Here is a 22,816-nt window from a genome sequence, read left to right as displayed (position 1 = left end):
TCGGCGGAGGCCATACGGACGCCGGTGGCCGCGCACCCGGCGGGCGGGGCGCGGCCACGGCTGCCCGGAGCTCAGGACACCGGGCGGTTCGGGGTGGGGCGGGGCGGCGTCAGCGTGCCGGCGGGCAGAGGGTGGCGCGCAGCGCGTCGTCGATCTTCGCGGCGGTGTCCGGCCCGAAGCCCTGCGGGTGGTCGGGCGAGGTGAAGTACTGGCTAGCCAGCTCGGCCAGCTTCGCCTTGTCCTTGGGGTGCTGGTACATCGCCTGGCACTGCTTGCGGGCCTGCTCCACCACCTGGTCGGGCTTGCCGCCGACGATGGCCGGGTCGATCGCGGTCAGCGCGGCGACCACCTTGCCGGTCAGGTCGGCGTCCGGCTTGGCGGGCAGTCCGGCGTCGGCCGGCGGTGCGGGCTTGGGCGGGGCCGAGCCCTCGGCGCCGGGGGTCGAAGCGGAGGCGGGGGCCTCGGGCGCGGACGGTGCGGCCGACGTGGGCGCCGAGGCGGTCGAGCCCGCCGAGGGGGCGCCGGACGGGGTGGCGGCCGCGGTGGGGGAGCCGGCCGCGGCGGTGCCCTTGCTCGAAGCCGAGCCCGAAGCCGAGTTCGAACCCGAGCTGGAGCAGGCAGCGAGGCTCACCGCGGCGAGTGCCGTGAGGGAGGCGGCGAGGAGACGAGTGCGCATGGCGCCACACTGTCATGTCCGCGGCGCGGAAGGGAAGGTCCCGTCCTCGGCCGACGGACGGGCCCCGGAACGGCGGACGGCGGCCCGGAGGGAGTGCCTCCGGGCCGCCGTGCAGCCGTGCAGCCGTCTGCCGCCCGCCGTGCCCGGACGGCCGTCAGCCGAGCCCGTTGGCCTTCAGCCAGTCCTTGGCCACCGCCGACGGGTCCTCCTTGTCGACCGAGACCCGCTTCATCAGCCCCGTCAGCCCGGCCGTGTCGAGCTTGGCCGACACCGCGTTGAGCGCCGCCGTCGCGGTGGCGTCCACGCCCGCCTTGTTGACCAGCGGGGTGACGTTCTGGGCGCCGAAGACGTTCTTCGGGTCGCTCAGCGGGACGAGCTTGTACTGCACGATCTTCGGGTCGGTGGTGAACACGTTGCCGACCTGGATGCTGCCGTCCTTGAGCGCGTTCGCGGTGGTGTCGGCGGTGGGCTTCCACTCCTTGAAGGTCAGCCCGTAGACGTCCTTGAGCTGCTGCTCGCGGCGGGTCTTGAACTCCGGCGGGCCGCCGATGGTGAACTCGCCGGCCTTGGCGGTCAGGTCGGCGATGCTCTTGAGGTTGTACTTGTCGGCGGTCTCCTGGGTGACGCTGAGCGAGTCCTTGTCCTCGGCGGGGGAGGAGTCGAGGATCCCCAGCGCGGCGGGCAGCGTCTTGGTCAGCGCCGCGTTCACGTCCTGGGTCGTGACGGCGGTGTTCTTGGCGTCCAGGTAGGCGAGCAGCGCGCCGTTGTACTCGGGCAGGACGGTCAGGTTGCCGCTCTGCAGCTGCCCGTAGAGCACCTCACGGCTGCCGATGTTGAACTTCTCCTCGACCTTGACGCCCTTGGCCTTGAGCGCCTGCGAGTAGATCGAGCCGAGCAGGACGTTCTCGGGGAAGTTCGCCGAACCGACGACCACCGTCCCGCCGGAGCTCCCTCCGGTGGCGGCGGAGCCGGCCCCGGAGGCCGAGGCGCTCGACCCGCCGCCGAGCGGGTTGCTGCTGTCGGCGGAGGAGCCGCAGGCGGTGGCGCCCAAGGCGAGCGCGGCGAGCGTGCCGAGGAGCACGGCGTGCCTGCTTCTCTTGATTGTCGACATGGTGACAGTTGTCCTTCCGGAGCGGATGGGAGAGGAGAGCGGAGGGGGCCTCAGCGGGCCTTGCGCTGGGCGCGCACCCCGGGCGGGAGCGCGAACCGGGCGAGCAGGGCGAAGAACAGCTGGGCGCCGACCGCGAGCAGCACCACCAGCAGCGCGCCGCCCACGGTCACCGCGTACTGCCGGGTGGCCAGCCCGTCGATGACGTAGCGGCCGAGACCGCCCAGCCCGACGTAGGCCGCCACCGTGGCGGTCGCGATCACCTGGACGGTCGCGGTGCGGAAGCCCGCCAGCAGGGTCGGCGCGGCGGAGGGCAGGCAGACCTGGAGGAGCACCTGCGGGTGGGTCAGGCCGATCCCGCGCGCGGCGTCCCGGACGTCCGGGTCGGTGCCGCGCACCCCCTCGACGGCCGCCACCAGCAGCGGCGGCGCGGCCAGCGCGACGAGCGGGAACAGTACGGCGGTGTCGCCGACCCCGGCGAGCAGCACCGCGAGCGTCACCAGGCCGAGGGTGGGCAGCGCGCGGGCGGCCCCGGCGAGCGCGGTGACCACGGTGACGCCGCGCCCGGTGTAGCCGATCAGCAGCCCGAGCGGGACGGCGATCAGCGCCGCGTAGAACAGCGCCTCGCCGGAGAGCAGCAGGTGCTCGGAGACCCGGTGCACGATCGAGTCCGGACCGCTGCGGCGGTCCGGATCGGAGAAGAAGTCGCTCAGCCAGTTCAGCCAGTTCACGAGCCCGCCCCCTGCTCCCGGACGGCCCAGGGCGCGAGCAGCCGGCGGGCGGCCACCAGCAGCAGGTCGACGGCCAGCGCCAGCACGGCGATCAGCACGATGCCGGCCACGATCGGGGTCGGGAAGGTGCGCTGGAAGCCGTCGATGAACAGGTAGCCCAGCCCGCCGCGCCCGATCAGCGCGCCGACGCTGGCGAGCGAGATGCTGGACACCGCGGCGACCCGCATCCCGGCGATCAGGTACGGCACGGCCGCGGGCAGTTCGACGGCGGTCAGCCGGTGCCACGGCCCGTAGCCCATCGCGGTGGCGGCCTGCCGCACCGAGTCCGGGACGGCGCGCAGCCCGTCCACGGTGGTCGGCAGCAGGACGGCGAGGGCGTAGAAGGTGAGCGGGATCATCACCGTCGCCTGGGTGGCGAGCCCGGTGTACGGGATCAGCACCACGAAGACGGCCAGCGAGGGCAGCGCGTAGACGATGTTGAAGACGGCGGACAGCGGCTGGTACAGCCGGGGGAAGCGGGCGCAGGCCAGGCCGAGCGGGACGGCCAGCAGCAGGCCGATGAGCACCGGGACCAGGGCGATCACGGCGTGGTCGGCGAGCAGGTTGCCCAGGTAGCCGAGGTGGTCGCCGATCCAGTACCAGCGGACGATCGGTTCATCGTCCACCGTCGGCTCCGTCCGCCGTGCCGGTCCGGTCCGGTTTGTCGATGCTGACCGGCCGCTCCACGCTGACGGGCTTCTCCATGCTGACGGGCTTCTCCACGCTGACGAGCCCCGCCGCGTCGACGGGCCCCGCCGCGTCGACCGGCCCGCCGCCGACGGGTGTGAGCGCGGCGAGGACGGCCTCGCGGTCGGCGGTGCCGATCGCCCGGCCGCCCGCGTCCAGCGCGATGGCGACCCCGGCGGGGGAGAGCACGGCGGCGTCCAGGGCGGCGCGCAGGGTGTCGGTGTCCGGGTGGTAGCCGGCGGCCGGCTGCAGTTCGGTGCTGCCCGTGCCGCGGTCGATCCAGCCGATCGGCCGGCGCTCGTCGTCCAGGGCCAACTCCCAGCCGCCGTACCCGAGTCCGTCGTCGAGCGGGCGCGGCCGGATGGCCTTCGCGGGCCGCAGGCCGAGGCCGCGCAGGCCCCGGTCACGGCCGAGGAAGGCGGCCACGCCGTCGTCGGCGGGGGAGGTCAGCAGGGTGTGCGGATCGGCCAGTTGGGCGATCCGGCCGTGCTCGCGCAGCACCACGACCTGGTCGCCCAGCCGGACGGCCTCCTCGATGTCGTGGGTGACGAACAGCACCGTCTTGTGCAGCTCGGACTGCAGCCGCAGCAGCTCGTCCTGGAGCCCGGCCCGCACCACCGGGTCGACGGCGCTGAACGGTTCGTCCATCAGCAGCACCGGCGGGTCGGCGGCCAGCGCCCGGGCCACGCCGACCCGCTGCTGCTGCCCGCCGGACAGCTGGAAGGGGTAGCGCTTGGCGGTCTCGGGGGCGAGGCCGACGAGTTCCAGCAGTTCGGCGGCCCGGGCACGGGCCTTCTTGCGGTCCCAGCCGAGCAGGTACGGCACGGTGGCGATGTTGTCGATCACCTTGCGGTGCGGGAAGAGCCCCGCCTGCTGGATCACGTAACCGATGCCGCGGCGCAGCTTGGCGGGTTCCAGCCCCGCGACGTCGGCGTCGTCCAGCAGGACGCGGCCCGAGGTGGGCTCGACCATCCGGTTGACCATGCGCAGCAGGGTGGTCTTGCCGCAGCCGGACGGTCCGACCAGGACGGTTATCCGACCGGTCGGGACCTCCAGGTCCAGTCCCTCGACCGCGATGGTGCCGTCGGGGTGGCGCTTGCCGGCGCCCTCGAATCTGATCACGGAGTGTTTCCTCGTCAGGGCGCCCGGTGGTGGCGGCGCCTGTGTCGGTCGGTCTTACGGGTCGTTCGGTTGATGGCGGCTCACCGCCCGGGCGTTCTTCCGCCCGCGTGGCTGCCCAGCTTCGGACCGGCGGAAACTCTGATCAGCCTATGACCTGCATCATCTCCTGTCCCTGATTTACGGCCCGGCACACCGCGTGACCCCGGCTCGGCCGCCGGGGCCACGCGCTGTGACCGCCGACCCGACGGCCGGGGGCGCGGGTGTGACTTCGGCTCAGCCGCCCGGTCGGGTCGGCAGCCCGGCCGCCGCCCAGCCGACGAACCCGCCGTCCAGATCGGTCGCGCGGTGCAGCCCCAGCTCGCGCAGCGAGGCCGCGGCCAGACTGGAGGCGTAGCCCTCCGAGCAGACCACGACCACCTCGACGTCGTAGCCCGAGGCCTCGGGGATGCGGTGACTGCCCGTCGGGTCGAGCCGCCACTCCAGGACGTTGCGCTCGATGATCAGCGAGCCGGGGATCTCACCCTCGGCCGCCCGCTGCGCCGCCGGACGGATGTCCACCAGCAGCGCGCCCTCCAGGTGAGACTGGTACGCCTCCCGGGCGCGCGGACGGTGGACGCCCTCGCGGGCCCGCTCCACCAGGTCGTCGATCGTGGTCACCATTGCTCCGGTCCTTCCATCGAGGTGCGGACGAGCCCGCCGGCCCGCAGGTCGTAGTGCGCCATCGCGCTGAGCGGGGGCGAGTAGGCGTGCAGGGTGACGGCCGGGCCCGAGGCGGTGTTGCGCACGTCGTGCACGTACTCCGGGCCGAAGGCACGGGCGGTGCCGGCCGGGACCCGGCGGATCAGCAGGCCCTGCTCCGGGCCGCCGAGGGACAGCTCCTCCAGCTCGCCGAGCGCGACGGTGAACGCGCCGCGCGAGCCGCCGTGGTCGTGGAAGCCGGTGGACTGGCCGGGCAGCCAGCTGATCAGCCAGACCTCGTGGTCGTCGTCGGCCACCAGGCGCTGGTACCAGCGCTCCTCGGTGGAGAGACGGACCAGGTGGATCCACTGCTCGGGCTGCTCGGCCAGCTCGCGGACGACGGTCCGCAGGGTGCTCGGGCTGAGCGGGGCGCGGGGCCGCCCGGCGGCTGGCTGCTCGGGATTGGGCTCCTCGGGGGCGGGGGCAGGGGTCGGGGTATCGGCTACCAGGTCCAGGCTCATGGGGGGGCGTCCTCGGGTGCGGCGGGAACGTCGGCAGGGGCGCTCGGGTCCGGTGGCGGGGCTGCGGCGTGACGGTGACGGGCGCGGGCCGGCGGAGCGACCTGGCTCGACCTGGCACGGCACGCGCGGGTGCCGCCGGGCGGGCGGGATTCAGGACTGCGGGTGCGGGTGCGCGGTACGGGCCCTGGCGGTGGTCACAGGGCGGAACCGGCGGAGCGGAGCAGGGTCAACAGGCACAGATGGAACTCGCCTGGCGTCGCAGATCGACGTGCAGGCGGCAAACCAGAGTGGTGCCGGAGTCCATGCCAGGGATCCTTTCCGAGCCGGTCGGAGGAAGTCAAGCCGGGGCGCCCGCTTGTTGCGCCCTGTTAACCAGCGGCTCGACACTCCTCGGCCTCGGCCCCCTCCACCTCCTCGGCTCGACCGCGGGCTCGGCCCCCGCTGCTTCCCCTCCGGCTCTGCCCTCAGCGCTGTCCCCCCGGCTCGGTTCCCCGGCTCAGCCCTCGGCCGGAACGCGCGGTGCCGGCGGCGCCGCTGCGGGCGCCGGGCCGGGCGCGGGCGCGGTGGAGCCGTCCGCCGCCGTCGACAGGGCGCGCTCGACCACCGGCCCGGCCTGCTCGCCCAGGTAGCGGCCGAGCGTCTGGTAGGCGTCGAACTGCTGGTGGTTGAACCACTGGTCGCTGGTGCCGTCGTTCGGGAAGGCCTGGTTGGCCACCGCGTAGGAGTGCAGCTCGTACGGCATGTCGGCGGTCAGCACGGCCTGGAGGACGATCAGTGTGCCGTGCCGCTCGGAGCCGGGCTCGCCGTCGAGGGCCGGGTAGTGGATGTCCCCGGTGATCACGCCGCAGGCCGAGAGCCGGTCGGAGAGCTGGGCCGCCAGCCCGTGCAGGGGCGGGGCGGACCCGTCCCGCCCGGCGGTGGCGCTGCCCGGGATCAGCAGCTCCGGCTGGTGCAGGGTGATGACGACGCCGAGTTCCTCGCGGGCCAGGGTGATGGCGGCGGCCAGGTTGGCGGCGTAGCCGGAGTCCCCGCTGGCGTCGACGCCGACCGCCGTCCGCACCCGGTGCCGCAGCAGCTCGACCAGCCCGAGGTTCTCGTAGTGCCCGCCGTCGGTGGTGAGCAGGAACCGGTCGTCGGCGGGGAACCGGCCGGTCAGCTCCCGTAGTTGGTACGGGAGTCGGCGGACGGCGGGCTGCCCGGGGCGGCGCCAGTCGGGTGCGCCGGACCAGGCCGGGCCGAGCTGTGCCGGGTTGGGCAGCCAGGTCCCGAGCCGGGCGTTGGTCACCGCGAACAGCCCCTGGTAGACCCGGGACTGGCGGCCCATCGCGGAGGAGAAGGCGGCGCCGGAGACGGCCATCGCGGACTGCACGGTGAGGTCCCGGGCGATGTGCCGGCGGGTGCGCCGCTCCAGCAGGTCGGTGCGCGCGTACCCGACGTCCGGGCCGCCCACGTAGTCGTACGAGAACGAGAAGGAGACCGCCCGACGGCCGGGCGGGGTGCGGGAGTTGCCGGACAGGTTGGCCGCCGCCGAGAAGATCACCTGGGGGAAGTCGGGGTGCCGGGCGGCGTAGTGGCTCAGCCAGGTCTGCTCCCGGTGGAAGTCGTACCGGCGGGCCAGCGAGCGGCCGCCCTCGGTGACCCGGCGGACCGCGAACGCCGAGGCCAGGCGCAGCCGGTAGAACGGGTGCAGGCTCATCCAGGTCTGGTCGAGGTTGAGCCCGACCGCGCCGAGCACCAGCGGCAGCAGCACCTGGACGGCCGTCGGCCAGGCGTACCCGGTGGCGACCGCCCAGCCGAGGGCCAGCAGCGCGCCCGCCGTCAGCGTGCCGAGGGCGGCCCAGACCACCAGGTACTGGGGGAGGTTGGCGGTCAGCCCGCCGCCGATCCGGCCCGCGCCGCGCAGCGCCCCGGCGGCCGCGTGCACGCCCCGGCCGATCGTCCGGCGGTCGCGCCAGAGTATGCCGAGCAGCAGGGCGAGGTAGCTGAGCACCACGGTCAGGCTGAGGCCGGCGCCGGTCAGCTGCGGGCCGGCCGCCAGCGCCTGTTGGAGCCGGACCGCGCCCCAGGCCAGCCCCGGCACCGCCAGCACCCCGAGGGCCAGCAGTCCGGCCAGCGCGAGCGCGGCGTAGTTGAGCCGGCGTAGCGCGCGCGGCAGCACCGCTTGCCAGCCGAGCGGCGGGAAGGCCAGCAGCCACAGCAGCCAGCACCCGGCCGCCGCGGCGAGCAGTGCGCCGAGGGCGGCCAGCGCGGGGGTGCGGAAGGCCAACGCGCCCGGTACGGCGCCCGGGTGGCGCAGGCCGGCGGCGGCCAGGGCGTCCAGGTCGGTGAGCGGGACGGCGTGGTAGAAGCGGCTGAGGCCGAGGCCGAGCACCAGGACGGCGGCCAGCAGCAGGGTGAGCGCGGACAGCACCCCGCGCAGCAGCGTGCCGAGGGCGACCAGCCACTCGCCGGCGCCGTCGGCGATGTACTTGCTGTGGCGGCGGAGGTGGTCCTCTTCCGGGGAGCCGGGCTCCATCACCGTGTCGGCCGTCAGGCCCGAGGCGGCGCGCACCGGGCTGCCGGGCGCGGAGTCGCTGAGCGCGAGCTGCAGCGCGCCCACGGTGTAGCCGCCGCCGGAGACGGACACCAGGTAGCGGGCCCGTTTCAGCCACGGGCGCAGCGCCTGGAGCGCACCGAGCGTGACGCAGGCCGAGCGGATGCCACCGCCCGAGACGCAGAAGCCCAGCTCGGCGGGCTCGCGGCCGGGCGGCACCCGGCCGGCGTCCCGCCAGTGGGCGTGGGCGCCGGGGGCGTCGGACGCCCCCTCTCGGCGCGGGGCCCGGTGCTGGTGCGGGGCCTGGTGCAGCGGCCGCCCGTGCCGGGTGAGGACGGGCCACGGCGGTATCAGCGCCGGGCGGTCGGGGTCGGCGTCGTCGGCGGATTTCGCCGCCCCGGGGCTCAGGCCCCGGGCGGCCCGGGCGGCCGTCACCGTCAGCAGGCCGGCCGCCGCCACCCCGGTGGGCAGGAGCAGCAGCCAGGTGACGGTGGTGAGCGCGGCCGCCACTGTGAAGGGGGTGTCGGAGCCTCCGTGGTCGAGCCCGAGGCGCAGCAGGACGTTCGCGCCGAGGTCGCAGCCCGCGGCGAGCGGCCCGGCGATCCCGACCAGCAGTGCCGGGCCGATCCGGTGTCGGCGCCCGAGCACGTACCCGCCGAGCAGGGCCGCGGCGACCAGCGTCAGCCCGTAGCCGCCGATCAGCCAGAGCTCGTCGCGCAGCGCGGTGAGGTAGGCCGAGGTGCGCTCCCCGACGACCGCCTCGGCGGCCGCCCGGGAGCCGGCCAGCTGCAGGGCGGTCAGCCGGGTGTGCGGCGACTGGCCGCGGGCCGACAGGAGGCCGAGGGCGAGCGGCAACAGCGCCCCGAGGGCGAGCAGCAGGCCCGCCCAGGCGGGCAGGGCCGGCGGCCGGCCCACCGTGCCGTCGCCCGCGCTCGCGCCCGTCTGCGCCGACGTGTCCGCCGCCGCCGATGCCGATGCCGGTGCCGACGTGTCCGCCGCCGATGCCGGTGCCGACCTGTCCGCCGGACGCTCCTCGTGCCCGTCCACCGCTGCCATCCGTACCACCCCCCGTTCGGCTCCCCGCCGACCGTCGATCCCCGTGCCCTGCTCCTGAAGTCGCCTCGTAGCAGCGTCGTATGACGATCCGTCGAAGCGTCCACGCGCGTTTTACCCTGTCGTGGCCGATTCCGCACCCCCGGTGACCGCTTTCACTCGAATGAGTAAGGAGGTCACTTCCGGGGTAGATGAGCGTTTCATCCCACCAGGGACCGACCGCGTGTCCGCGCTACAAGATCGCCCCAGACGCGATGCCGTCGACGTATTGTCAGGCGACCAAAGCCCGGCCTACCGTCTACAGATCGCGTTCTACGCACGTAGACCCTTCCCGTAGACCCCTGTGGCTCCCGGAGCGGACCCGCAGGCGAGACCCGCCCCGTCAACCCTCAGACCGCGGGCCCGACCGCACGGCCGGGACGCGGAGTTGCGGAGGTACCCATGTCGCAGATCGTCCGTGCCGCGCTCGTCCAGACCCGCTGGACCGGCGACCAGGAGAGCATGATCGCGCTCCACGAGCGGCACGCCCGCGAGGCCGCCGCCCAGGGCGCGAAGATCATCGGCTTCCAGGAGGTCTTCAACGCCCCGTACTTCTGTCAGGTCCAGGAAGCCGAGCACTACCGCTGGGCCGAGGCCGTGCCGGACGGTCCGACCGTGCGCCGGATGCGGGACCTCGCCCGCGAACTCGGCATGGTGATCGTCGTACCGGTCTACGAGGAGGAGCAGGCCGGCGTGTACTACAACACCGCCGCGGTGATCGACGCGGACGGCAGCTACCTCGGCAAGTACCGCAAGCACCACATCCCGCAGGTCAAGGGCTTCTGGGAGAAGTACTACTTCAAGCCCGGCAACCTCGGCTGGCCCGTCTTCGACACCGCCGTCGGCAAGGTCGGCGTGTACATCTGCTACGACCGGCACTTCCCCGAGGGCTGGCGCGCCCTGGGCCTGGCCGGGGCGCAGATCGTCTACAACCCCTCCGCCACCAGCCGCGGCCTGTCCGCCTACCTGTGGCAGCTCGAACAGCCCGCCGCCGCCGTCGCCAACGAGTACTTCGTCGCCGCCATCAACCGGGTCGGCACCGAGGAGTACGGCGACAACGACTTCTACGGCACCTCCTACTTCGTCGACCCGCGCGGCCAGTTCGTCGGCGAGGTCGCCTCCGACAAGGAGGAGGAACTCGTCGTCCGCGACCTCGACCTCGGTCTGATCGAACAGGTCCGCCAGCAGTGGGCGTTCTACCGCGACCGTCGGCCCGACGCCTACGGGCCGCTCGCCGAGGCCTGAGGAGCAGCGCGATGACCACCCGTGACCCGCGGCAGCGCACCGTCGTCCGCGGCGGCCTCGTCATCACCGCCGCCGACGAACTCCACGCCGACGTCCTGATCGAGGGCGAGCACGTCACCGCCCTCGCCGCCACCGGCAGCGCCGCCGCCGAGGCCTGGACCGCCGACACCGTCATCGACGCCACCGGCCACTACGTCATCCCGGGCGGCGTCGACGCCCACACCCACATGGAGCTGCCGTTCGGCGGCACCGCGGCCTCCGACACCTTCGAGACCGGTACCCGCGCCGCCGCCTGGGGCGGCACCACCACCATCGTCGACTTCGCAGTCCAGCCCGTCGGCGGCGCCCTGCGCGAGGGCCTGGACACCTGGCACGCCAAGGCCGAGGGCAACTGCGCGATCGACTACGCCTTCCACACCATCGTCTCGGACGTCAACGACGCCGTCCTCAAGGAGATGGACACGCTGGTCGACTCCGGCGAGTCCACCTCCTTCAAGCTCTTCATGGCCTACCCCGGCGTCTTCTACAGCGACGACGGCCGGATCCTGCGCGCCATGCAGCGCGGGGCGGCCAACGGCGGGCTGACCATGATGCACGCCGAGAACGGCATCGCCATCGACGTCCTGGTCGAACAGGCCCTGGCCGCCGGGCGCACCGCGCCGCGCCACCACGGCGAGGTCCGGCGCGAACTGCTGGAGGCCGAGGCCACCCACCGGGCGATCAAGCTCGCCCAGGTGGCCGGCAGCCCGCTCTACGTGGTGCACGTCTCCGCCGCCTCCGCGCTCGACGAACTCGCCCGGGCCCGCGACGCCGGGCTCCCCGTGTTCGGCGAGACCTGTCCGCAGTACCTCTTCCTCTCCACCGACAACCTCGCGGAACCGGGTTTCGAGGGCGCCAAGTACGTGTGCAGCACGCCGCTCCGGCCGCGCGAGCACCAGGAGGCGCTCTGGCGCGGGCTGCGCACCGACGACCTCCAGGTGGTCTCCACCGACCACTGCCCGTTCTGTTACGTCGGGCAGAAGGAACTGGGCCGCGGCGACTTCTCCAAGATCCCCAACGGCCTTCCCGGCGTGGAGAACCGGATGGACCTGCTCCACCAGGCCGTGGTGGACGGGCGGATCAGCCGGCGCCGCTGGATCGAGATCGCCTGCACCGCCCCGGCCCGGATGTTCGGGCTGCACCCGCGCAAGGGCACCATCGCGCCCGGCGCGGACGCCGACCTCGTGGTCTACGACCCCACCGCGGTGCAGACCGTCTCCGCCGCCACCCACCACATGAACGTGGACTACTCGGCGTACGAGGGCCGGCAACTCACCGGCCGGGCCCGGACGGTGCTCTCGCGCGGCACCGTGGTACTGGACGACGGCCGCTGGCTCGGCCGGGCCGGCCACGGCACCTTCCTGCGCCGCGACACCTGCCAGTACCTGACCTGATCCCCCCTCCCGTCCGGGGCCGCGCGGTGTGCCCGCCGGCCCCGGGCCACCCTCCCGACCCCTCTCCCGGAGCCACCCATGGACATCGGCCTCGTCCTGCAGACCGACCCGCCCGCCCGCCTGCTCATCGACCGGATGATCCGCGCCGAACGGGCCGGGTTCAGCCACGGCTGGACCTTCGACTCCTGCGTGCTGTGGCAGGAACCCTTCGTCATCTACAGCCGCATCCTCGCCGAGACCGAGCGGCTCACCGTCGGCCCGATGGTCACCAACCCCTCCACCCGCACCTGGGAGGTCACCGCCTCCCTGTTCGCCACCCTGAACGACATGTACGGCAACCGCACCGTCTGCGGCATCGGCCGCGGCGACTCCGCCATGCGGGTCGCCGGACGCCGGCCCGCCACGCTCGACCGGCTCTCCCAAGCCATGCACGCCATCCAGGAGTTGGCCGAGGGGCGCACCGTCGAGGTGGACGGCACCGAGATGCACCTGCCGTGGGTCGGCCCCGGCGCCGCGCTGCCGATCTGGATGGGCGCCTACGGGCCCAAGGCGCTGGCGCTGACGGGCCGTCAGGCCAACGGCTTCATTCTGCAGTTGGCCGATCCGTACCTCACCGAGTACATGGTCAAGGCGGTCCGGGCCGCGGCCGTCGAGGCGGGCCGGGACCCGGCCTCCGTCACCATCTGCGTGGCCGCGCCCGCGTACGTCACCGCCGACGACTCGGCCGCCGCGCTGGCCCATGCCCGGGAGCAGTGCCGCTGGTTCGGCGGGATGGTCGGCAACCACGTCGCCGACCTGGTCAGCCACTACGGGGAGCACTCCGACCTGGTGCCCGACGCCCTCACCGACTACATCAAGAACCGCCAGGGCTACGACTACAGCCACCACGGCCGGGCCGGGAACCCCGACACGGCCTTCGTCCCGGACGAGATCGTCGACCGCTTCTGCCTGATCGGGCCGGTCGGGACCCAGCGCGACCGGCTCGCGGAACTCCGTTCGCTCGGCGTCGACCAGTTCGCCGTCTACGCCATGCACGACGCGGTCGAGGCCACCATCGACGCCTACGGCACGGACGTCATCCCCCACCTCTGAACCCGTGATCCCCTGATCCCGCACGCGGCAGACGGGAGTTGCCCATGGCCGACACCGCGACCGGCGGCGGCGGACAGCGGCAGCACCCCGACGGCCGGGTCGAACTCGACCCGGCCGAGGGGGTGTTGCCACCCAACGGCTTCACCAGTGACGACCTCCGGCCGGTCCCGGTGCGGCGGCGCACCTGGACCACCTACAACTTCCTCGCACTCTGGGTCGGCATGGCCCACAACATCCCGTCCTGGACGCTGGCTTCGGGCCTGATCGCGATCGGGATGGACTGGAAGCAGGCGGTGCTGACCATCGCGCTCGCCAACCTGATCGTGCTCGCGCCGATGCTCCTCACCGGACACGCCGGGACGAAGTACGGTATTCCGTTCCCGGTGTTCGCCCGGGCCGCGTTCGGACTGCGCGGCGCCAACCTGCCCGCGCTCATCCGGGCGGCGGTGGCCTGCGCGTGGTTCGGCATCCAGACCTGGATCGGGGGCGAGGGGATCTTCCTGCTCGCAGGCCGGCTGCTCGGCGAATCCTGGAACACGGCACCGGAGTTCGGCGGGTACCCGTGGACGCAGTGGGCCTCCTTCCTGCTGTTCTGGCTGATCGAGATGGTCATCATCGCCCGGGGGATGGAGGCGCTGCGGCGCTTCGAGAACTGGGCGGCACCGTTCGTCATCGCCGGCGCGCTCGCGCTGCTGGTGTGGATCGGCGTCAAGGCGGGCGGGCTGGGGCCGTTGCTGGACCAGCCGTCGAAACTGGGCTGGGGCGGCGGGTTCTGGAAGGTCTTCTTCCCGTCGCTGATGGGGATGATCGGGTTCTGGTCCACGCTGGCCCTCAACATCCCGGACTTCACCCGCTTCGGCGGCAGCCAGCGGGCCCAGATCCGCGGCCAGGCGCTCGGCCTGCCGACCACGATGACGCTCTTCGCGCTGCTGTCGGTGCTGGTCACCTCGGGCTCCGCGGCGGTCTACGGCGAGCCGGTGTGGGACCCGATCAAGCTCGCCGCGAAGATGGAGAGCCCGGTCGCCCTGCTGTTCGCGCTGCTGACCGTCCTCGTCGCCACGCTGTCGGTGAACATCGCCGCCAACGTCGTCTCCCCGGCCTACGACTTGGCCAACCTGCTGCCCCGGTTCGTCAACTTCCGTACCGGGGCGCTGATCACGGGCGTGGTCGGGATGGCTCTCTTCCTGTGGCGGCTGACCGCCGACCCGCACGTCTACATCTACGTCTGGCTGGGCGTGGTCGGCGGACTGCTCGGGACGGTCGCCGGGGTGCTGATCGCGGACTACTGGGTGCTGCGCCGCACCCGGCTGCGGCTCGCCGAGCTCTATCGGCCGTCCGGGGCGTACTGGTACGCGGCCGGCTGGAACTGGCGGGCGGTCACTGCCCTGCTGGTCGGCGGCCTGCTGGCGATCGGGGGCTCGTACTCCACCGTCGACGGACACGGCGTGAAGCAGGGACCGTTCCCGGTGGACGGCGTGATCCCCTTCCTCAAGCCGCTCGCCGACTACGGCTGGGCGGTCGGCCTGATGTCGGCGGGGGTGGTGTACCTGGTGCTCAGTGTTCCCGGGCGGCGAGCGGCGGGCGGCGGGCGGGTAACGGATGGCAGCGGACAGAAGACGGCTGACAGAAAACAGCCAACAGAAAACAGCTGACAGATGACAGCTGACAGATTTCGAAATCTGTCAGCTGTCATCTGTTTCCTCGTCATTCGTGCGCCGTCGCCTCCACGGCGGCCAGGACCTTGGCGGCGCCGTCCTCGGTGGCGAGGGCGGCGGCGAAGGACCGGGCCCGGGTGCGGTAGTGGGGGTCGTCCAGGAGGTGGCGAAGGGCGGTGGCGAGGCGGCTGGGGGTCAGGGTGCGCAGGGGGACGGGGCCGGGGGAGACGCCGAGCGCGGTCAGGCGGGCGGACCAGAACGGGGCGTCCAGCTGGGCGGGCACCGGGACGGCCGGGGTGCCGGAGCGCAGGGTGGCCGCCGTGGTGCCCGCGCCCGCGTGGTGGACGACGGCGGCGGTGCGGGGGAACAGCCAGTCGTGCGGGGTGTCGCCGATGGTCAGCACGGCGTCGGAGTCCTCCGCGGCCAGCCCGCTCCAGCCCGACTGCAGCAGGACGCGGACCCGGGCGGCCCGGGCGGCGGCGAGGACGGTCGCGGTGAGCCGCTCGGGCTCGGGCACGACCAGACTGCCGAAGCCGACGAAGACCGGTGGCGGTCCGGCGGCCAGGAAGTCCAGCAGCCGCTGGGGCGGCTGCCAGTCGGGCTGCTCGGGCGGCCACCAGTACCCGGCGACGCCCAGCCGGGGGTGCCAGTCCGTCGGCCGGGGGACGACCCGCGGCGAGAAGCCGTGCAGGACGGGGTGGTCGCGCCGGGCGCGGGCGACGCCCAGCGGCGGCAGGCCGAGCCGTCGGCGCAGCCTGCGGACGGCCGGGACGAACAGCTGGTCGGTGGCCGCCTGGACGGCCTGCCCGGCCAGCAGGTTGCCGGACCGCCCGAGCGAGCGGGAGCCGGTCACGGCGGGCGCGAACTCGCGGGTGGGGGAGAGGGGTTGGAGGTACAGCCCGATGCTGGGGATGCCGGCCGCCTCGGCCGCGACCTGGCCGAGCGTACTGGTAGTGCTGGTGGTGAGCAGCAGGTCGGTGCCGAGCGCCGTGGCGTCGGCGATGCCCTCGCCGAGGGCGGGCATGAACCGCCGCCCGAGGCGCAGGAGTTGCAGGACGGCCAGCGGTCCGCCGCCGGCCCGTAGCAGCCGTCGGCCCTCGGTGGAGGCCAGTTCGGCGCGCGGGTCGACCGGCAGTGGGCGGAACTCCAGCCCGGCGCCCCGTACCGACTCGGCGAAGGTGGTGTGGGTGGCGACGGCCACCTGATGTCCGGCCCCCCGCAGGCGGACGCCGAGCCCGGTGAAGGGGGCGACATCGCCCCGGGAGCCGGCGGTGGCGATCAGGATGCGCATGGCCGCAGTATTTCGGCGGGTGCGTCCGGTCGGAAGGACGCCACGCGCGGACCGGTCGGCTCCGGGTGGCCGGATCACGCCGTCCGGGCGGGCCGCCCGGAACCGGGCCGGTGGGCGGCGGCGTCCTTGGGTGCAGAGCGCGCGGGACGGGGCCGTCGCGCCGCGGACGGGAGGGATGGGTCGGATGAGCGTCATCGCGTGGATCGTGCTGGGCCTGGTGGCCGGAGCCCTGGCCAAACTGCTGCTGCCCGGGAGGGACCCGGGCGGCCTGATCGTGACGACCCTGATCGGGATCGCCGGCTCCTTCGTCGGCGGCTGGATCGCGTCGCACTTCCTGCACCGGTCGATCACGGCCCGGTTCTTCGACGGGCCGACCTGGGTGGCCGCGATCGGCGGCGCGCTGGTGCTGCTGATCGCCTACCGGCTGATCTTCGGCAACTCGCGCCGCTGAGACGGGCGTTCGGAACGCGGTCGACGGGCCGGTCCCGCTGGGGGCCGGCCCGTCGGTGTGCTTGCGGCGTCCGGCCCGTCGGCGTGCTCGCGGCGTCCGGCCCGCGGTGGTCCGGTCGCTACCGCGTCACCGAGGCCTCGGCGACCCAGTCCGGCAGGTCCTCGCAGGCCCTGAGCCAGGCGGCGGGTACGTCGGCGAGCCCGGTGCGGGCGGCGACCACGCCGGCGGCGATGGCGCAGGTGGTGTCCTGGTCGCCCCAGCCCTCCAGGGTGTGCCAGATCGCCCCGGGCAGTGAGTCCAGGTGCCCGGCGGCGGACCAGAGGGCGAACGGGACGGTGTCCGGCGCCGAGATCATCAGCCCCGAGCCGAGCACACCGGCGGCGTGCCGGATGCTGGTGTGCTCGGGCAGCCGCGCGGCGATCCGCAGGCCGGAGCGGACGTCGCCGTCCGGCAGCCGGCCGGCCACCTCGGTGAGCAACTCGGCCCGTCGGGGCGGGCGCCCGCCCCGGCTGCGGACGGCGAGCGCCGCGGCCAGGGCCACCGCCACCGCTCCGGTGACCGCCTCGGGGTGGAAGTGGGTGGTGAGCGCCTGGAGTTCGGCCTGCCGGGCGACCTCGGCCAGGTCGTCGGCGAACCAGACGCCCAGTGGGGCGACCCGCATCGCGGCGCCGTTGCCGTACGAGCCCTGGCCCTCGAACTGGCCCGAGGTGATGGCGCGCCAGTCCCCGCCTGCGCCGATCCCGCGCAGCACCCGGTGCATGGACGGGCCGTACTTGCGTTGGTACTCGCGGGTGTACTCGGCCGCGAACTCCCCGGCCAGCGCGGACTGTCGGACCTCGCCGTGGGCGGCGAGGTGGCGGACCAGGACGAGGGCCATCGCGGTGTCGTCGGTCCAGTGCCAGGGCGCCGGGCGGACCAGCCGGGCGGCCAGGGCGGCGGACGCCTCGTCGAGCGGGACCGAGAACCACCGGTCGCCGAAGGCGTCGCCGAGGGCGAGCCCCCGCAGACTGTCCAGGACCGGGCCGGCCGCGCGCATGTCATCCTCCGAGTGAGATCAACCGTGGGCGGCAGTCTGCCCGACGGGCCGGGGCGCCGGCGACCGGATTTCGGTCCGGTCGCCGGCGCCCCGGTGCCGCGTCGCCCGCGGTCGTCAGTGCTTGGCGTTCAGCCCGCTGAGGATCAGCTTCCAGACGGCCGCGAAGCGCTCGTCCGCGGTCGGCTCGGACCAGGTGGGCGCGTACATCGGGTCGTGGAAGGGGGCGGTGGCGTCGAAGACGGCGCGGGCGGTGGTCTGGATGTGGGCGAGCCTGAACTCCCGGCGGTCCGTGCCGTCGTGGACGATCTGGGCGATCTGCTTGACCAGGGTTTCGACGTGTGCCTCGACGATGGCACTGTTCTCCCCGGCCAGCACCAGGTAGGTGGCGAACAGCGCCGGGTCGTCCAGCGCCTTCTTGCGCTTGGCCGTGAACAGCGTGGTCAGCCAGCGTTCGAGGCGCTCGGCGGCACTGCCGGCGTCGATCGAGATGGTCTCCAGCTCGTGGTGCGCCTGGTCCAGCCAGCGCTGGGTGACCGCCTCGCGCAGCGCCGCCTTGCTGGGGAAGTGGCGGTAGACGCTGCTGTGGCTGACGCCGAGTTCCCGGGCGACGTCCACGACGGTGGCCTTGGCCGGGCCGAACCGCCGGAGGACTTCCTCCGCCGCGCTCAGGATCTGCTCGGCGGTGAGTGCGGTGTCCGTGGTCACGGGGGCCGTCCTTAGGGTCGTGCGGGTCGGGTGGTGCGGAGGGTTTGCGCTGGTCAGCGTGGGCTCGGTCAGTGCTCGCTGTCCAGGCGTGCCATCTGCGCGGCAGCGTACCGGTCGCCGGCGGCGGCACCGGCGGGGACGGCCGCCTCGATGGCGGCGAGGTCAGCCGGGGTCAGCGTGACGTCCAGCGAACCGAGGGCCTCGGCCAGCCGGTCCCGGCGGCGGGCGCCGACCAGCGGGACGACGTCCTCGCCGCGCGAGGCCACCCAGGCGATGGCGACCTGGGCGACGCTCGCCCCCTTCGCGTCGGCGACCGCGCGCAGCGCCTCGACCAGCGCGAGGTTGTGGGTCAGGTTCTCGCCCTGGAAGCGCGGGCTGTTGCCGCGGAAGTCGGTGCCGGCGAGCGGGCGCTCCGGGGTCCAGTGGCCGCTCAGCAGGCCGCGGGAGAGCACGCCGTACGCGGTGATGCCGATGCCGAGTTCGCGGGCGGCGGGCAGGACGGAGGCCTCGATCGAGCGGGTGAGCAGGGAGTACTCGATCTGGAGGTCGCTGATCGGGTGGACGGCGGCGGCGCGGCGCAGGGTGTCGGCGCTGACCTCGGACAGGCCTACGTGACGGACGTAACCGGCCTTGACCAGGTCCGCGATGGCACCGACGGTCTCCTCGATCGGGACTCGCAGGTCGAGGCGGGCCGGGCGGTAGATGTCGACGTGGTCGGTGCGCAGGCGGCGCAGGGTGTAGGCGAGCGCGGTCTTGGTGGCGGCCGGGCTGGTGTCGTAGCCCGCCCACTGGCCGTCCGGGCCGCGCTGGGCGCCGTACTTCACGCTGATCTGCACGCTCTCGCGGTCGCGGCTGCGCAGGGCCTCGTGGATCAGCAGCTCGTTGTGGCCCATGCCGTAGAAGTCGCCGGTGTCGAGGAGGGTGATCCCGGCGTCCAGGGCGGCGTGGATGGTGGCGATGCTCTCGGCCTCGTCGGCGGGGCCGTAGAGGTCGGACATGCCCATGCAGCCGAGGCCGAGGGCGGAGGTGACGGGCCCGGAGGCGCCGAGGGCGCGCTGTGCGGGGCGGGTGGTCGAGGACATGGGTGCTCCAAGGGCGGGTGCGGCGCCGGATGGCGGAGGGCGGTGTGACCCAGGTCTCACTATGGCATGACAGCGAACAGATTTCAAAATCTGTTCGCTGTCTTTTGTCATTTGTTCGCACCGGGCGCCGCCGGGGCGCGGCTGCGGCCCGGGGGAGCGCGACCTGCTGGGCGCAGGCACTGCCAGGCTTACGGCCCGCCAGACGTACGGCCCGCTAGGCGTACGGCCCCGGCGAGCGCAGCAGGTAGGCCCGGGCGGGCGGCAGGTTGCGCCACACGGTGCGCTCGCCCAGCCCGTACGTCGCCTCGAACCGCCGCAGCAGGCGCACCACCGCCCAGTGGCGGGCACCCCGGCGCGGGCCCGAGGTGAGGGTGCGTGCCATCGTGGTGCCGAGGTAGCCGAAGTAGGTCAGCTCGCCGCCCGGAGCCAGCAGCCGCAGGTAGAGGTCGAGGATGTCCCGCACCACGGCCGGCTCGAAGTTGGTGAACGGCAGCCCGGAGACGATCACGTCGTACCGCCCGCCGCCTTTGCCGTGGTCGCCGTCCCCCTCCTCGCCGCCGTCCGGCCCCGGCGCCCCGGCCGCCTCCGGCAGTTCCTCCACCCGGCAGGCCGACAGTCGCAGCCCCACCCCCGGCCGGCGCCCGGCCAGCACCGGGTCCTCCCGCAGCCGCTCGGCGAACCGCGGATTCGCCTCGACCACGTGCAGCCGGTCGCCCGGGCGCAGCACCTGGGCCAGCCGACGGGTCACCACGCCCGTCCCCGCGCCGACCTCCAGCACCGAGATCGGCCGGTTCGGACGGCTGGTGGCCGGCACCGCCAGGGCGTTCACCAGATCCGGTCCGCTCGGCGCCAGGGCGCCGGTGTCCTGGAAGGTGCGCAGCGCCTCGGCGAGGAACAGCAGACGGTCCCCGCCGTACGGCGAAAGGCGCGAACCGCGCTGCGGTGGAAGGGAATCGGGGCGCGGGTGGAGCTGTCCGGTCGTCATGCCGTCGACGCTAGGGAGGCCTCGACCGGCCCGGATCGGCCGGTGAGCGGCGCCGCCCCCCGACGAAAGTCGAGGGTGCGGCTGCCCGGGAGGAGGGGGCGCCGAACCACCCCCGCCCGTAGCATCGGGCGAACGGACGCGACGGTGGACGGATACGAACGGAAGCCCACGGGCGCGGACCGATGCGAGGGCTGGGGACGGACGCGAGGGGACCGGAGCCGGGACGGTCCGGGCGGGAGGGTTCGATGCGCACAGGCCTGCTCGGCTGGTACGGCCCGGACCGCCGGCCCTGGGTGGACACCCTGCTGCTGCTCGGCATCCTCGGCCTCGCCGGCGAGGAGGGCCGGTTCCAGTGGCTGAACACCGACGGCCCGCTGCGCCTGCCCCGGGCAGTGGTGGCCGCGCTCGCCGCGCTCTCCCTGCTGGCCGCCCGCCGTCACCCGCTCGCCTCGGCCGTCCTGCCGGTGCTCACCGGCGGCCTGTTCAACCGTGCCTTCCCCGGCCTGTTCAGCGTCTACCACCTCGCCTCGCTCGGCCGGGTCGGCCCGGCGGCGGTCGGCGGGGCGGTGATCGCCGTGGTCAGCGCGACCAGGGCGGACTCGCTGGTCGGCTGGGTCGGCACCACCGGCTCCCAACTCTTCGTCCAGGCGGCCGTCCTGTCCTTCGGCCTGTGGCTGCACGGCCGACGGATGCTGATCCGCACCCTGCACGCCCAGGTCGAGACCCTGCGGCGGGAACGGGAGTTGCGCGCCGAGCAGGCCCGGTCCGCCGAACGCGCCCGGATCGCCCGGGAGATGCACGACGTGCTCGCCCACCGGCTGAGCCTGCTGGTGCTGCACGCCGGAGTGCTGCGCGACCAGGCCCGGGCCGGTACCGTCGCGGCCGACCCGGACCGGCTCACCCACCGCCTCGAACTGCTGCGCACCACCGCGGCCCGCTCCCTCGACGACCTGCGGGACGTGCTGGGCGCGCTGCGCGCCGAGCCGCCCGAGCGGGCCGACCCGTCCGGCCCGTCCGGCCCGGCCCAGCCGTCCGCCGTCGAGGCCGAACCGCCCGCACCGCCCGCACCGACCGGGCCCGTCCGCGTTCCGGTGCCCGCCCTGCGCGACCTCACCGAGCTGGTCGACGAGGCGAACCAGGCCGGACAGCGCGTCGAACTCGCCCTCGACGGCGACCCGGAGAGCGTGCCCACCACCCACCGGCTCGCCGTCCACCGAGTCGTCCAGGAGGCGCTGACCAACGCCCGCAAGCACGCCCACGCCGCGCCCGTCACCGTCCGGGTCGGCTACGGCGCCCCGGCGACCACCGTCGAGATCCGCAACGGGCCGGGCGAGGCCGCGCCGAACGGGCCGGGCGCCGGCGGCGGGTACGGGCTGGTGGGGCTCGGCGAACGGGTCGGCGCGCTGGGCGGGCACCTGGACGCGGGCCCGGACGGCGCCGGCGGCTTCCGGCTCTACGCCCGGCTGCCCGCGCCGGACCGGCCGGTGCGGGCAGCGCCGCCACCCCCGCCGTCGGAGCCCTCGCCGCTCGGGCCCCCGCAGTCCGGCCCGAGCCCGCAGCCCCTGTCGTCGCAACCGCCACCGCCCGAGCCCCAGCAGCCGAAGGACGCCACATGATCCGCACGATGGTGGTCGACGACGACGCGCTGGTGCGCCTCGGCCTGGTCGACCTCCTCACCCAGGACCCGGCACTGACCGTGGTCGCCGAAGCCGCCGACGGGATGCAGGCCGTCGAGCTGGCCCGCGGCCACCGGGTCGACGTCGCGCTGATGGACATCCGGATGCCCCGGTTGGACGGGATCGCCGCCACCCGGCGGCTGCGCCAACTCCCCGACCCACCGCGGGTGATCGCGCTCACCACCTTCGACCTGGACGAGTACGTGTACCAGGCGCTCGCCGCCGGCGCGGACGGCTTCCTGCTCAAGGACACCCCGCCCGCCGAGATCGCCCGAGCCGTCCACGTGGTCGCCGCCGGGCAGGGGATGCTGCACCCGGCGGCCGCGCGACGGCTGATCGACCGGTACCACCGGGTCGGTGCGCCCCGGTGCGTGGCCGCCCGCGGCCGGATCGCCGGGCTCACCCCGCGCGAGACCGAGGTGCTGCGCGAACTCGCCGACGGGCTCTCCAACGCCGAGATCGCGGGCGTGCTGGGGATGCGGGAGAGCACCGTCAAGGCGCACGTCAGTCGGATCCTGACCGCGCTCGGGGTGGCCAACCGGGTCCAGGCGGCGCTGCTCGCACGGGATGCGGGGCTGATCGGGGACGGTGCCTGACGGCGGGCGCTCGCGAGGGCAGGGTGGGGCGCAGCGTCGGACGGCGTTCACGCGGATGTTCCCCGGAGATCGGTTCGGGCGTCGCCGTGGGCTTCCCTGAGCCCTCGCGTGCCTCCGGTTGGTACCGCCCGCTGAGCCGTTGTCACCCATCCGGCGTGGAAATGCCGAGCCTTGGCCGTTTGCGCTGCCGAACCCGGGCGGCGGGTCCATGGTGGAGATGGGTGCGATCCGGCGACCGCGCCCGCGCGTCGATCCGGGCCCGGCCCGCCGAACGCCCGCCGCTTCCTTCCACGGGCGCCCGAAACCGGGGCCCGTACCGGCACGCTGGGAACAGGGCCACCTCGCAGGAAACCGAACGGTTCTTCTAGGCTCACATCTCGGC

General features: G+C 74.1%; 21 protein-coding genes. 7 read left to right on the top strand and 14 right to left on the bottom strand.

The features are described from left to right. Window positions 1-109 precede the first annotated feature (109 nt). The 9 genes from ACZ3YL_RS02300 to ACZ3YL_RS02260 form a co-directional block, all read right to left on the bottom strand. On the bottom strand, window positions 110-676 hold the full coding sequence (locus tag ACZ3YL_RS02300; RefSeq protein WP_465654800.1) for a hypothetical protein: 567 nt from the start codon (window positions 674-676) through the stop codon (window positions 110-112). 154 nt (window positions 677-830) lie between these two features. After that, window positions 831-1,787, bottom strand: coding sequence for an ABC transporter substrate-binding protein (locus ACZ3YL_RS02295; protein ID WP_465654798.1), 957 nt, complete (start codon window positions 1,785-1,787; stop codon window positions 831-833). A 50-nt stretch (window positions 1,788-1,837) separates the two neighbouring features. Beyond that, window positions 1,838-2,515, bottom strand: coding sequence for an ABC transporter permease (locus tag ACZ3YL_RS02290; RefSeq protein ID WP_188303438.1), 678 nt, complete (start codon window positions 2,513-2,515; stop codon window positions 1,838-1,840). Then, on the bottom strand, window positions 2,512-3,180 hold the full coding sequence (locus ACZ3YL_RS02285; protein WP_465654796.1) for an ABC transporter permease: 669 nt from the start codon (window positions 3,178-3,180) through the stop codon (window positions 2,512-2,514). Before ACZ3YL_RS02285 ends, ACZ3YL_RS02290 begins: the two co-directional genes overlap by 4 nt. Further along, complete coding sequence (locus tag ACZ3YL_RS02280; protein WP_188303440.1) at window positions 3,170-4,363, bottom strand: ABC transporter ATP-binding protein; 1,194 nt, start codon at window positions 4,361-4,363, stop codon at window positions 3,170-3,172. Before ACZ3YL_RS02280 ends, ACZ3YL_RS02285 begins: the two co-directional genes overlap by 11 nt. Before the next feature lie 273 nt (window positions 4,364-4,636). Beyond that, window positions 4,637-5,023, bottom strand: a complete 387-nt coding sequence (locus tag ACZ3YL_RS02275; protein ID WP_188303441.1) for a rhodanese-like domain-containing protein — start codon at window positions 5,021-5,023, stop codon at window positions 4,637-4,639. Further along, a complete protein-coding gene (locus ACZ3YL_RS02270) occupies window positions 5,017-5,562 on the bottom strand; it encodes a cysteine dioxygenase (RefSeq protein WP_465654794.1) in 546 nt (181 codons plus the stop codon). The genes ACZ3YL_RS02275 and ACZ3YL_RS02270 overlap by 7 nt, the downstream gene beginning before the upstream one ends. Before the next feature lie 226 nt (window positions 5,563-5,788). Further along, window positions 5,789-5,866 (bottom strand): putative leader peptide, encoded by a 78-nt coding sequence (locus tag ACZ3YL_RS02265; protein ID WP_101948289.1) that lies wholly within the window; start codon window positions 5,864-5,866, stop codon window positions 5,789-5,791. Between the two features lie 192 nt (window positions 5,867-6,058). Further along, on the bottom strand, window positions 6,059-9,010 hold the full coding sequence (locus tag ACZ3YL_RS02260) for a hypothetical protein (protein ID WP_465654792.1): 2,952 nt from the start codon (window positions 9,008-9,010) through the stop codon (window positions 6,059-6,061). A gap of 579 nt (window positions 9,011-9,589) precedes the next feature. On the opposite strand from ACZ3YL_RS02260, the gene ACZ3YL_RS02255 reads away from it, so the two are divergent. From ACZ3YL_RS02255 to ACZ3YL_RS02240, 4 genes are all read left to right on the top strand, one after another. After that, window positions 9,590-10,432, top strand: coding sequence for a nitrilase-related carbon-nitrogen hydrolase (locus ACZ3YL_RS02255; protein ID WP_465654790.1), 843 nt, complete (start codon window positions 9,590-9,592; stop codon window positions 10,430-10,432). Between the two features lie 11 nt (window positions 10,433-10,443). Next, the gene (hydA, locus tag ACZ3YL_RS02250) at window positions 10,444-11,865 is read left to right on the top strand and encodes a dihydropyrimidinase (RefSeq protein WP_465654788.1); all 1,422 of its coding nucleotides are present in this window, start codon (window positions 10,444-10,446) and stop codon (window positions 11,863-11,865) included. Window positions 11,866-11,943: 78 nt separating this feature from the next. Beyond that, a complete protein-coding gene (locus tag ACZ3YL_RS02245) occupies window positions 11,944-12,957 on the top strand; it encodes a TIGR03842 family LLM class F420-dependent oxidoreductase (RefSeq protein WP_465654786.1) in 1,014 nt (337 codons plus the stop codon). Between the two features lie 44 nt (window positions 12,958-13,001). After that, the gene (locus ACZ3YL_RS02240) at window positions 13,002-14,609 is read left to right on the top strand and encodes an NCS1 family nucleobase:cation symporter-1 (RefSeq protein WP_465654784.1); all 1,608 of its coding nucleotides are present in this window, start codon (window positions 13,002-13,004) and stop codon (window positions 14,607-14,609) included. A 52-nt stretch (window positions 14,610-14,661) separates the two neighbouring features. Here the strand turns inward: ACZ3YL_RS02240 and ACZ3YL_RS02235 are convergent, their stop codons facing one another. Continuing rightward, window positions 14,662-15,903 (bottom strand): glycosyltransferase, encoded by a 1,242-nt coding sequence (locus tag ACZ3YL_RS02235; protein ID WP_465654782.1) that lies wholly within the window; start codon window positions 15,901-15,903, stop codon window positions 14,662-14,664. A gap of 184 nt (window positions 15,904-16,087) precedes the next feature. Between ACZ3YL_RS02235 and ACZ3YL_RS02230 the strand changes: the two genes are divergently transcribed. Continuing rightward, a complete protein-coding gene (locus tag ACZ3YL_RS02230; RefSeq protein WP_188303520.1) occupies window positions 16,088-16,354 on the top strand; it encodes a GlsB/YeaQ/YmgE family stress response membrane protein in 267 nt (88 codons plus the stop codon). Window positions 16,355-16,472: 118 nt separating this feature from the next. On the opposite strand, the gene ACZ3YL_RS02225 is transcribed toward ACZ3YL_RS02230, so the two are convergent. The 4 genes from ACZ3YL_RS02225 to ACZ3YL_RS02210 all read right to left on the bottom strand — a co-directional run bounded on the left by ACZ3YL_RS02225 (window position 16,473) and on the right by ACZ3YL_RS02210 (window position 20,162). Then, window positions 16,473-17,390, bottom strand: a complete 918-nt coding sequence (locus tag ACZ3YL_RS02225; RefSeq protein ID WP_465654780.1) for an ADP-ribosylglycohydrolase family protein — start codon at window positions 17,388-17,390, stop codon at window positions 16,473-16,475. A 114-nt stretch (window positions 17,391-17,504) separates the two neighbouring features. Continuing rightward, complete coding sequence (locus ACZ3YL_RS02220) at window positions 17,505-18,095, bottom strand: TetR/AcrR family transcriptional regulator (protein ID WP_188303522.1); 591 nt, start codon at window positions 18,093-18,095, stop codon at window positions 17,505-17,507. Between the two features lie 68 nt (window positions 18,096-18,163). Beyond that, complete coding sequence (locus ACZ3YL_RS02215; protein ID WP_465654777.1) at window positions 18,164-19,177, bottom strand: aldo/keto reductase; 1,014 nt, start codon at window positions 19,175-19,177, stop codon at window positions 18,164-18,166. 214 nt (window positions 19,178-19,391) lie between these two features. Next, window positions 19,392-20,162, bottom strand: a complete 771-nt coding sequence (locus ACZ3YL_RS02210) for a class I SAM-dependent methyltransferase (RefSeq protein WP_465654775.1) — start codon at window positions 20,160-20,162, stop codon at window positions 19,392-19,394. Between the two features lie 245 nt (window positions 20,163-20,407). Here ACZ3YL_RS02210 and ACZ3YL_RS02205 point away from each other — a divergent pair, with 245 nt between their 5' ends. Together ACZ3YL_RS02205 and ACZ3YL_RS02200 are read left to right on the top strand one after the other, a co-directional pair. Beyond that, window positions 20,408-21,778, top strand: a complete 1,371-nt coding sequence (locus ACZ3YL_RS02205; RefSeq protein ID WP_465654773.1) for a sensor histidine kinase — start codon at window positions 20,408-20,410, stop codon at window positions 21,776-21,778. Beyond that, window positions 21,775-22,434: a response regulator gene (locus tag ACZ3YL_RS02200; protein WP_188309228.1), complete on the top strand. Its 660-nt coding sequence runs from the start codon at window positions 21,775-21,777 to the stop codon at window positions 22,432-22,434. The genes ACZ3YL_RS02205 and ACZ3YL_RS02200 overlap by 4 nt, the downstream gene beginning before the upstream one ends. Window positions 22,435-22,816: the final 382 nt, after the last annotated feature.

It is taken from the genome of Kitasatospora sp. NPDC023176 (assembly GCF_055560495.1).
This window is presented reverse-complemented; position numbering and strand designations above follow the sequence as displayed.

Excerpts from the sequence above, each read along its gene's own strand:
- ACZ3YL_RS02240 (WP_465654784.1), top strand. The coding sequence starts at position 13,002 with ATGGCCGACACCGCGACCGGCGGCGGCGGACAGCGGCAGCACCCCGAC.
- ACZ3YL_RS02255 (WP_465654790.1), top strand. The coding sequence starts at position 9,590 with ATGTCGCAGATCGTCCGTGCCGCGCTCGTCCAGACCCGCTGGACCGGC.
- ACZ3YL_RS02270 (WP_465654794.1), bottom strand. The coding sequence starts at position 5,562 with ATGAGCCTGGACCTGGTAGCCGATACCCCGACCCCTGCCCCCGCCCCC.
- hydA (WP_465654788.1), top strand. The coding sequence starts at position 10,444 with ATGACCACCCGTGACCCGCGGCAGCGCACCGTCGTCCGCGGCGGCCTC.
- ACZ3YL_RS02200 (WP_188309228.1), top strand. The coding sequence starts at position 21,775 with ATGATCCGCACGATGGTGGTCGACGACGACGCGCTGGTGCGCCTCGGC.
- ACZ3YL_RS02210 (WP_465654775.1), bottom strand. The coding sequence starts at position 20,162 with ATGACGACCGGACAGCTCCACCCGCGCCCCGATTCCCTTCCACCGCAG.
- ACZ3YL_RS02215 (WP_465654777.1), bottom strand. The coding sequence starts at position 19,177 with ATGTCCTCGACCACCCGCCCCGCACAGCGCGCCCTCGGCGCCTCCGGG.
- ACZ3YL_RS02275 (WP_188303441.1), bottom strand. The coding sequence starts at position 5,023 with ATGGTGACCACGATCGACGACCTGGTGGAGCGGGCCCGCGAGGGCGTC.
- ACZ3YL_RS02265 (WP_101948289.1), bottom strand. The coding sequence starts at position 5,866 with ATGGACTCCGGCACCACTCTGGTTTGCCGCCTGCACGTCGATCTGCGA.
- ACZ3YL_RS02230 (WP_188303520.1), top strand. The coding sequence starts at position 16,088 with ATGAGCGTCATCGCGTGGATCGTGCTGGGCCTGGTGGCCGGAGCCCTG.
- ACZ3YL_RS02295 (WP_465654798.1), bottom strand. The coding sequence starts at position 1,787 with ATGTCGACAATCAAGAGAAGCAGGCACGCCGTGCTCCTCGGCACGCTC.
- ACZ3YL_RS02235 (WP_465654782.1), bottom strand. The coding sequence starts at position 15,903 with ATGCGCATCCTGATCGCCACCGCCGGCTCCCGGGGCGATGTCGCCCCC.
- ACZ3YL_RS02205 (WP_465654773.1), top strand. The coding sequence starts at position 20,408 with ATGCGCACAGGCCTGCTCGGCTGGTACGGCCCGGACCGCCGGCCCTGG.
- ACZ3YL_RS02245 (WP_465654786.1), top strand. The coding sequence starts at position 11,944 with ATGGACATCGGCCTCGTCCTGCAGACCGACCCGCCCGCCCGCCTGCTC.
- ACZ3YL_RS02300 (WP_465654800.1), bottom strand. The coding sequence starts at position 676 with ATGCGCACTCGTCTCCTCGCCGCCTCCCTCACGGCACTCGCCGCGGTG.
- ACZ3YL_RS02225 (WP_465654780.1), bottom strand. The coding sequence starts at position 17,390 with ATGCGCGCGGCCGGCCCGGTCCTGGACAGTCTGCGGGGGCTCGCCCTC.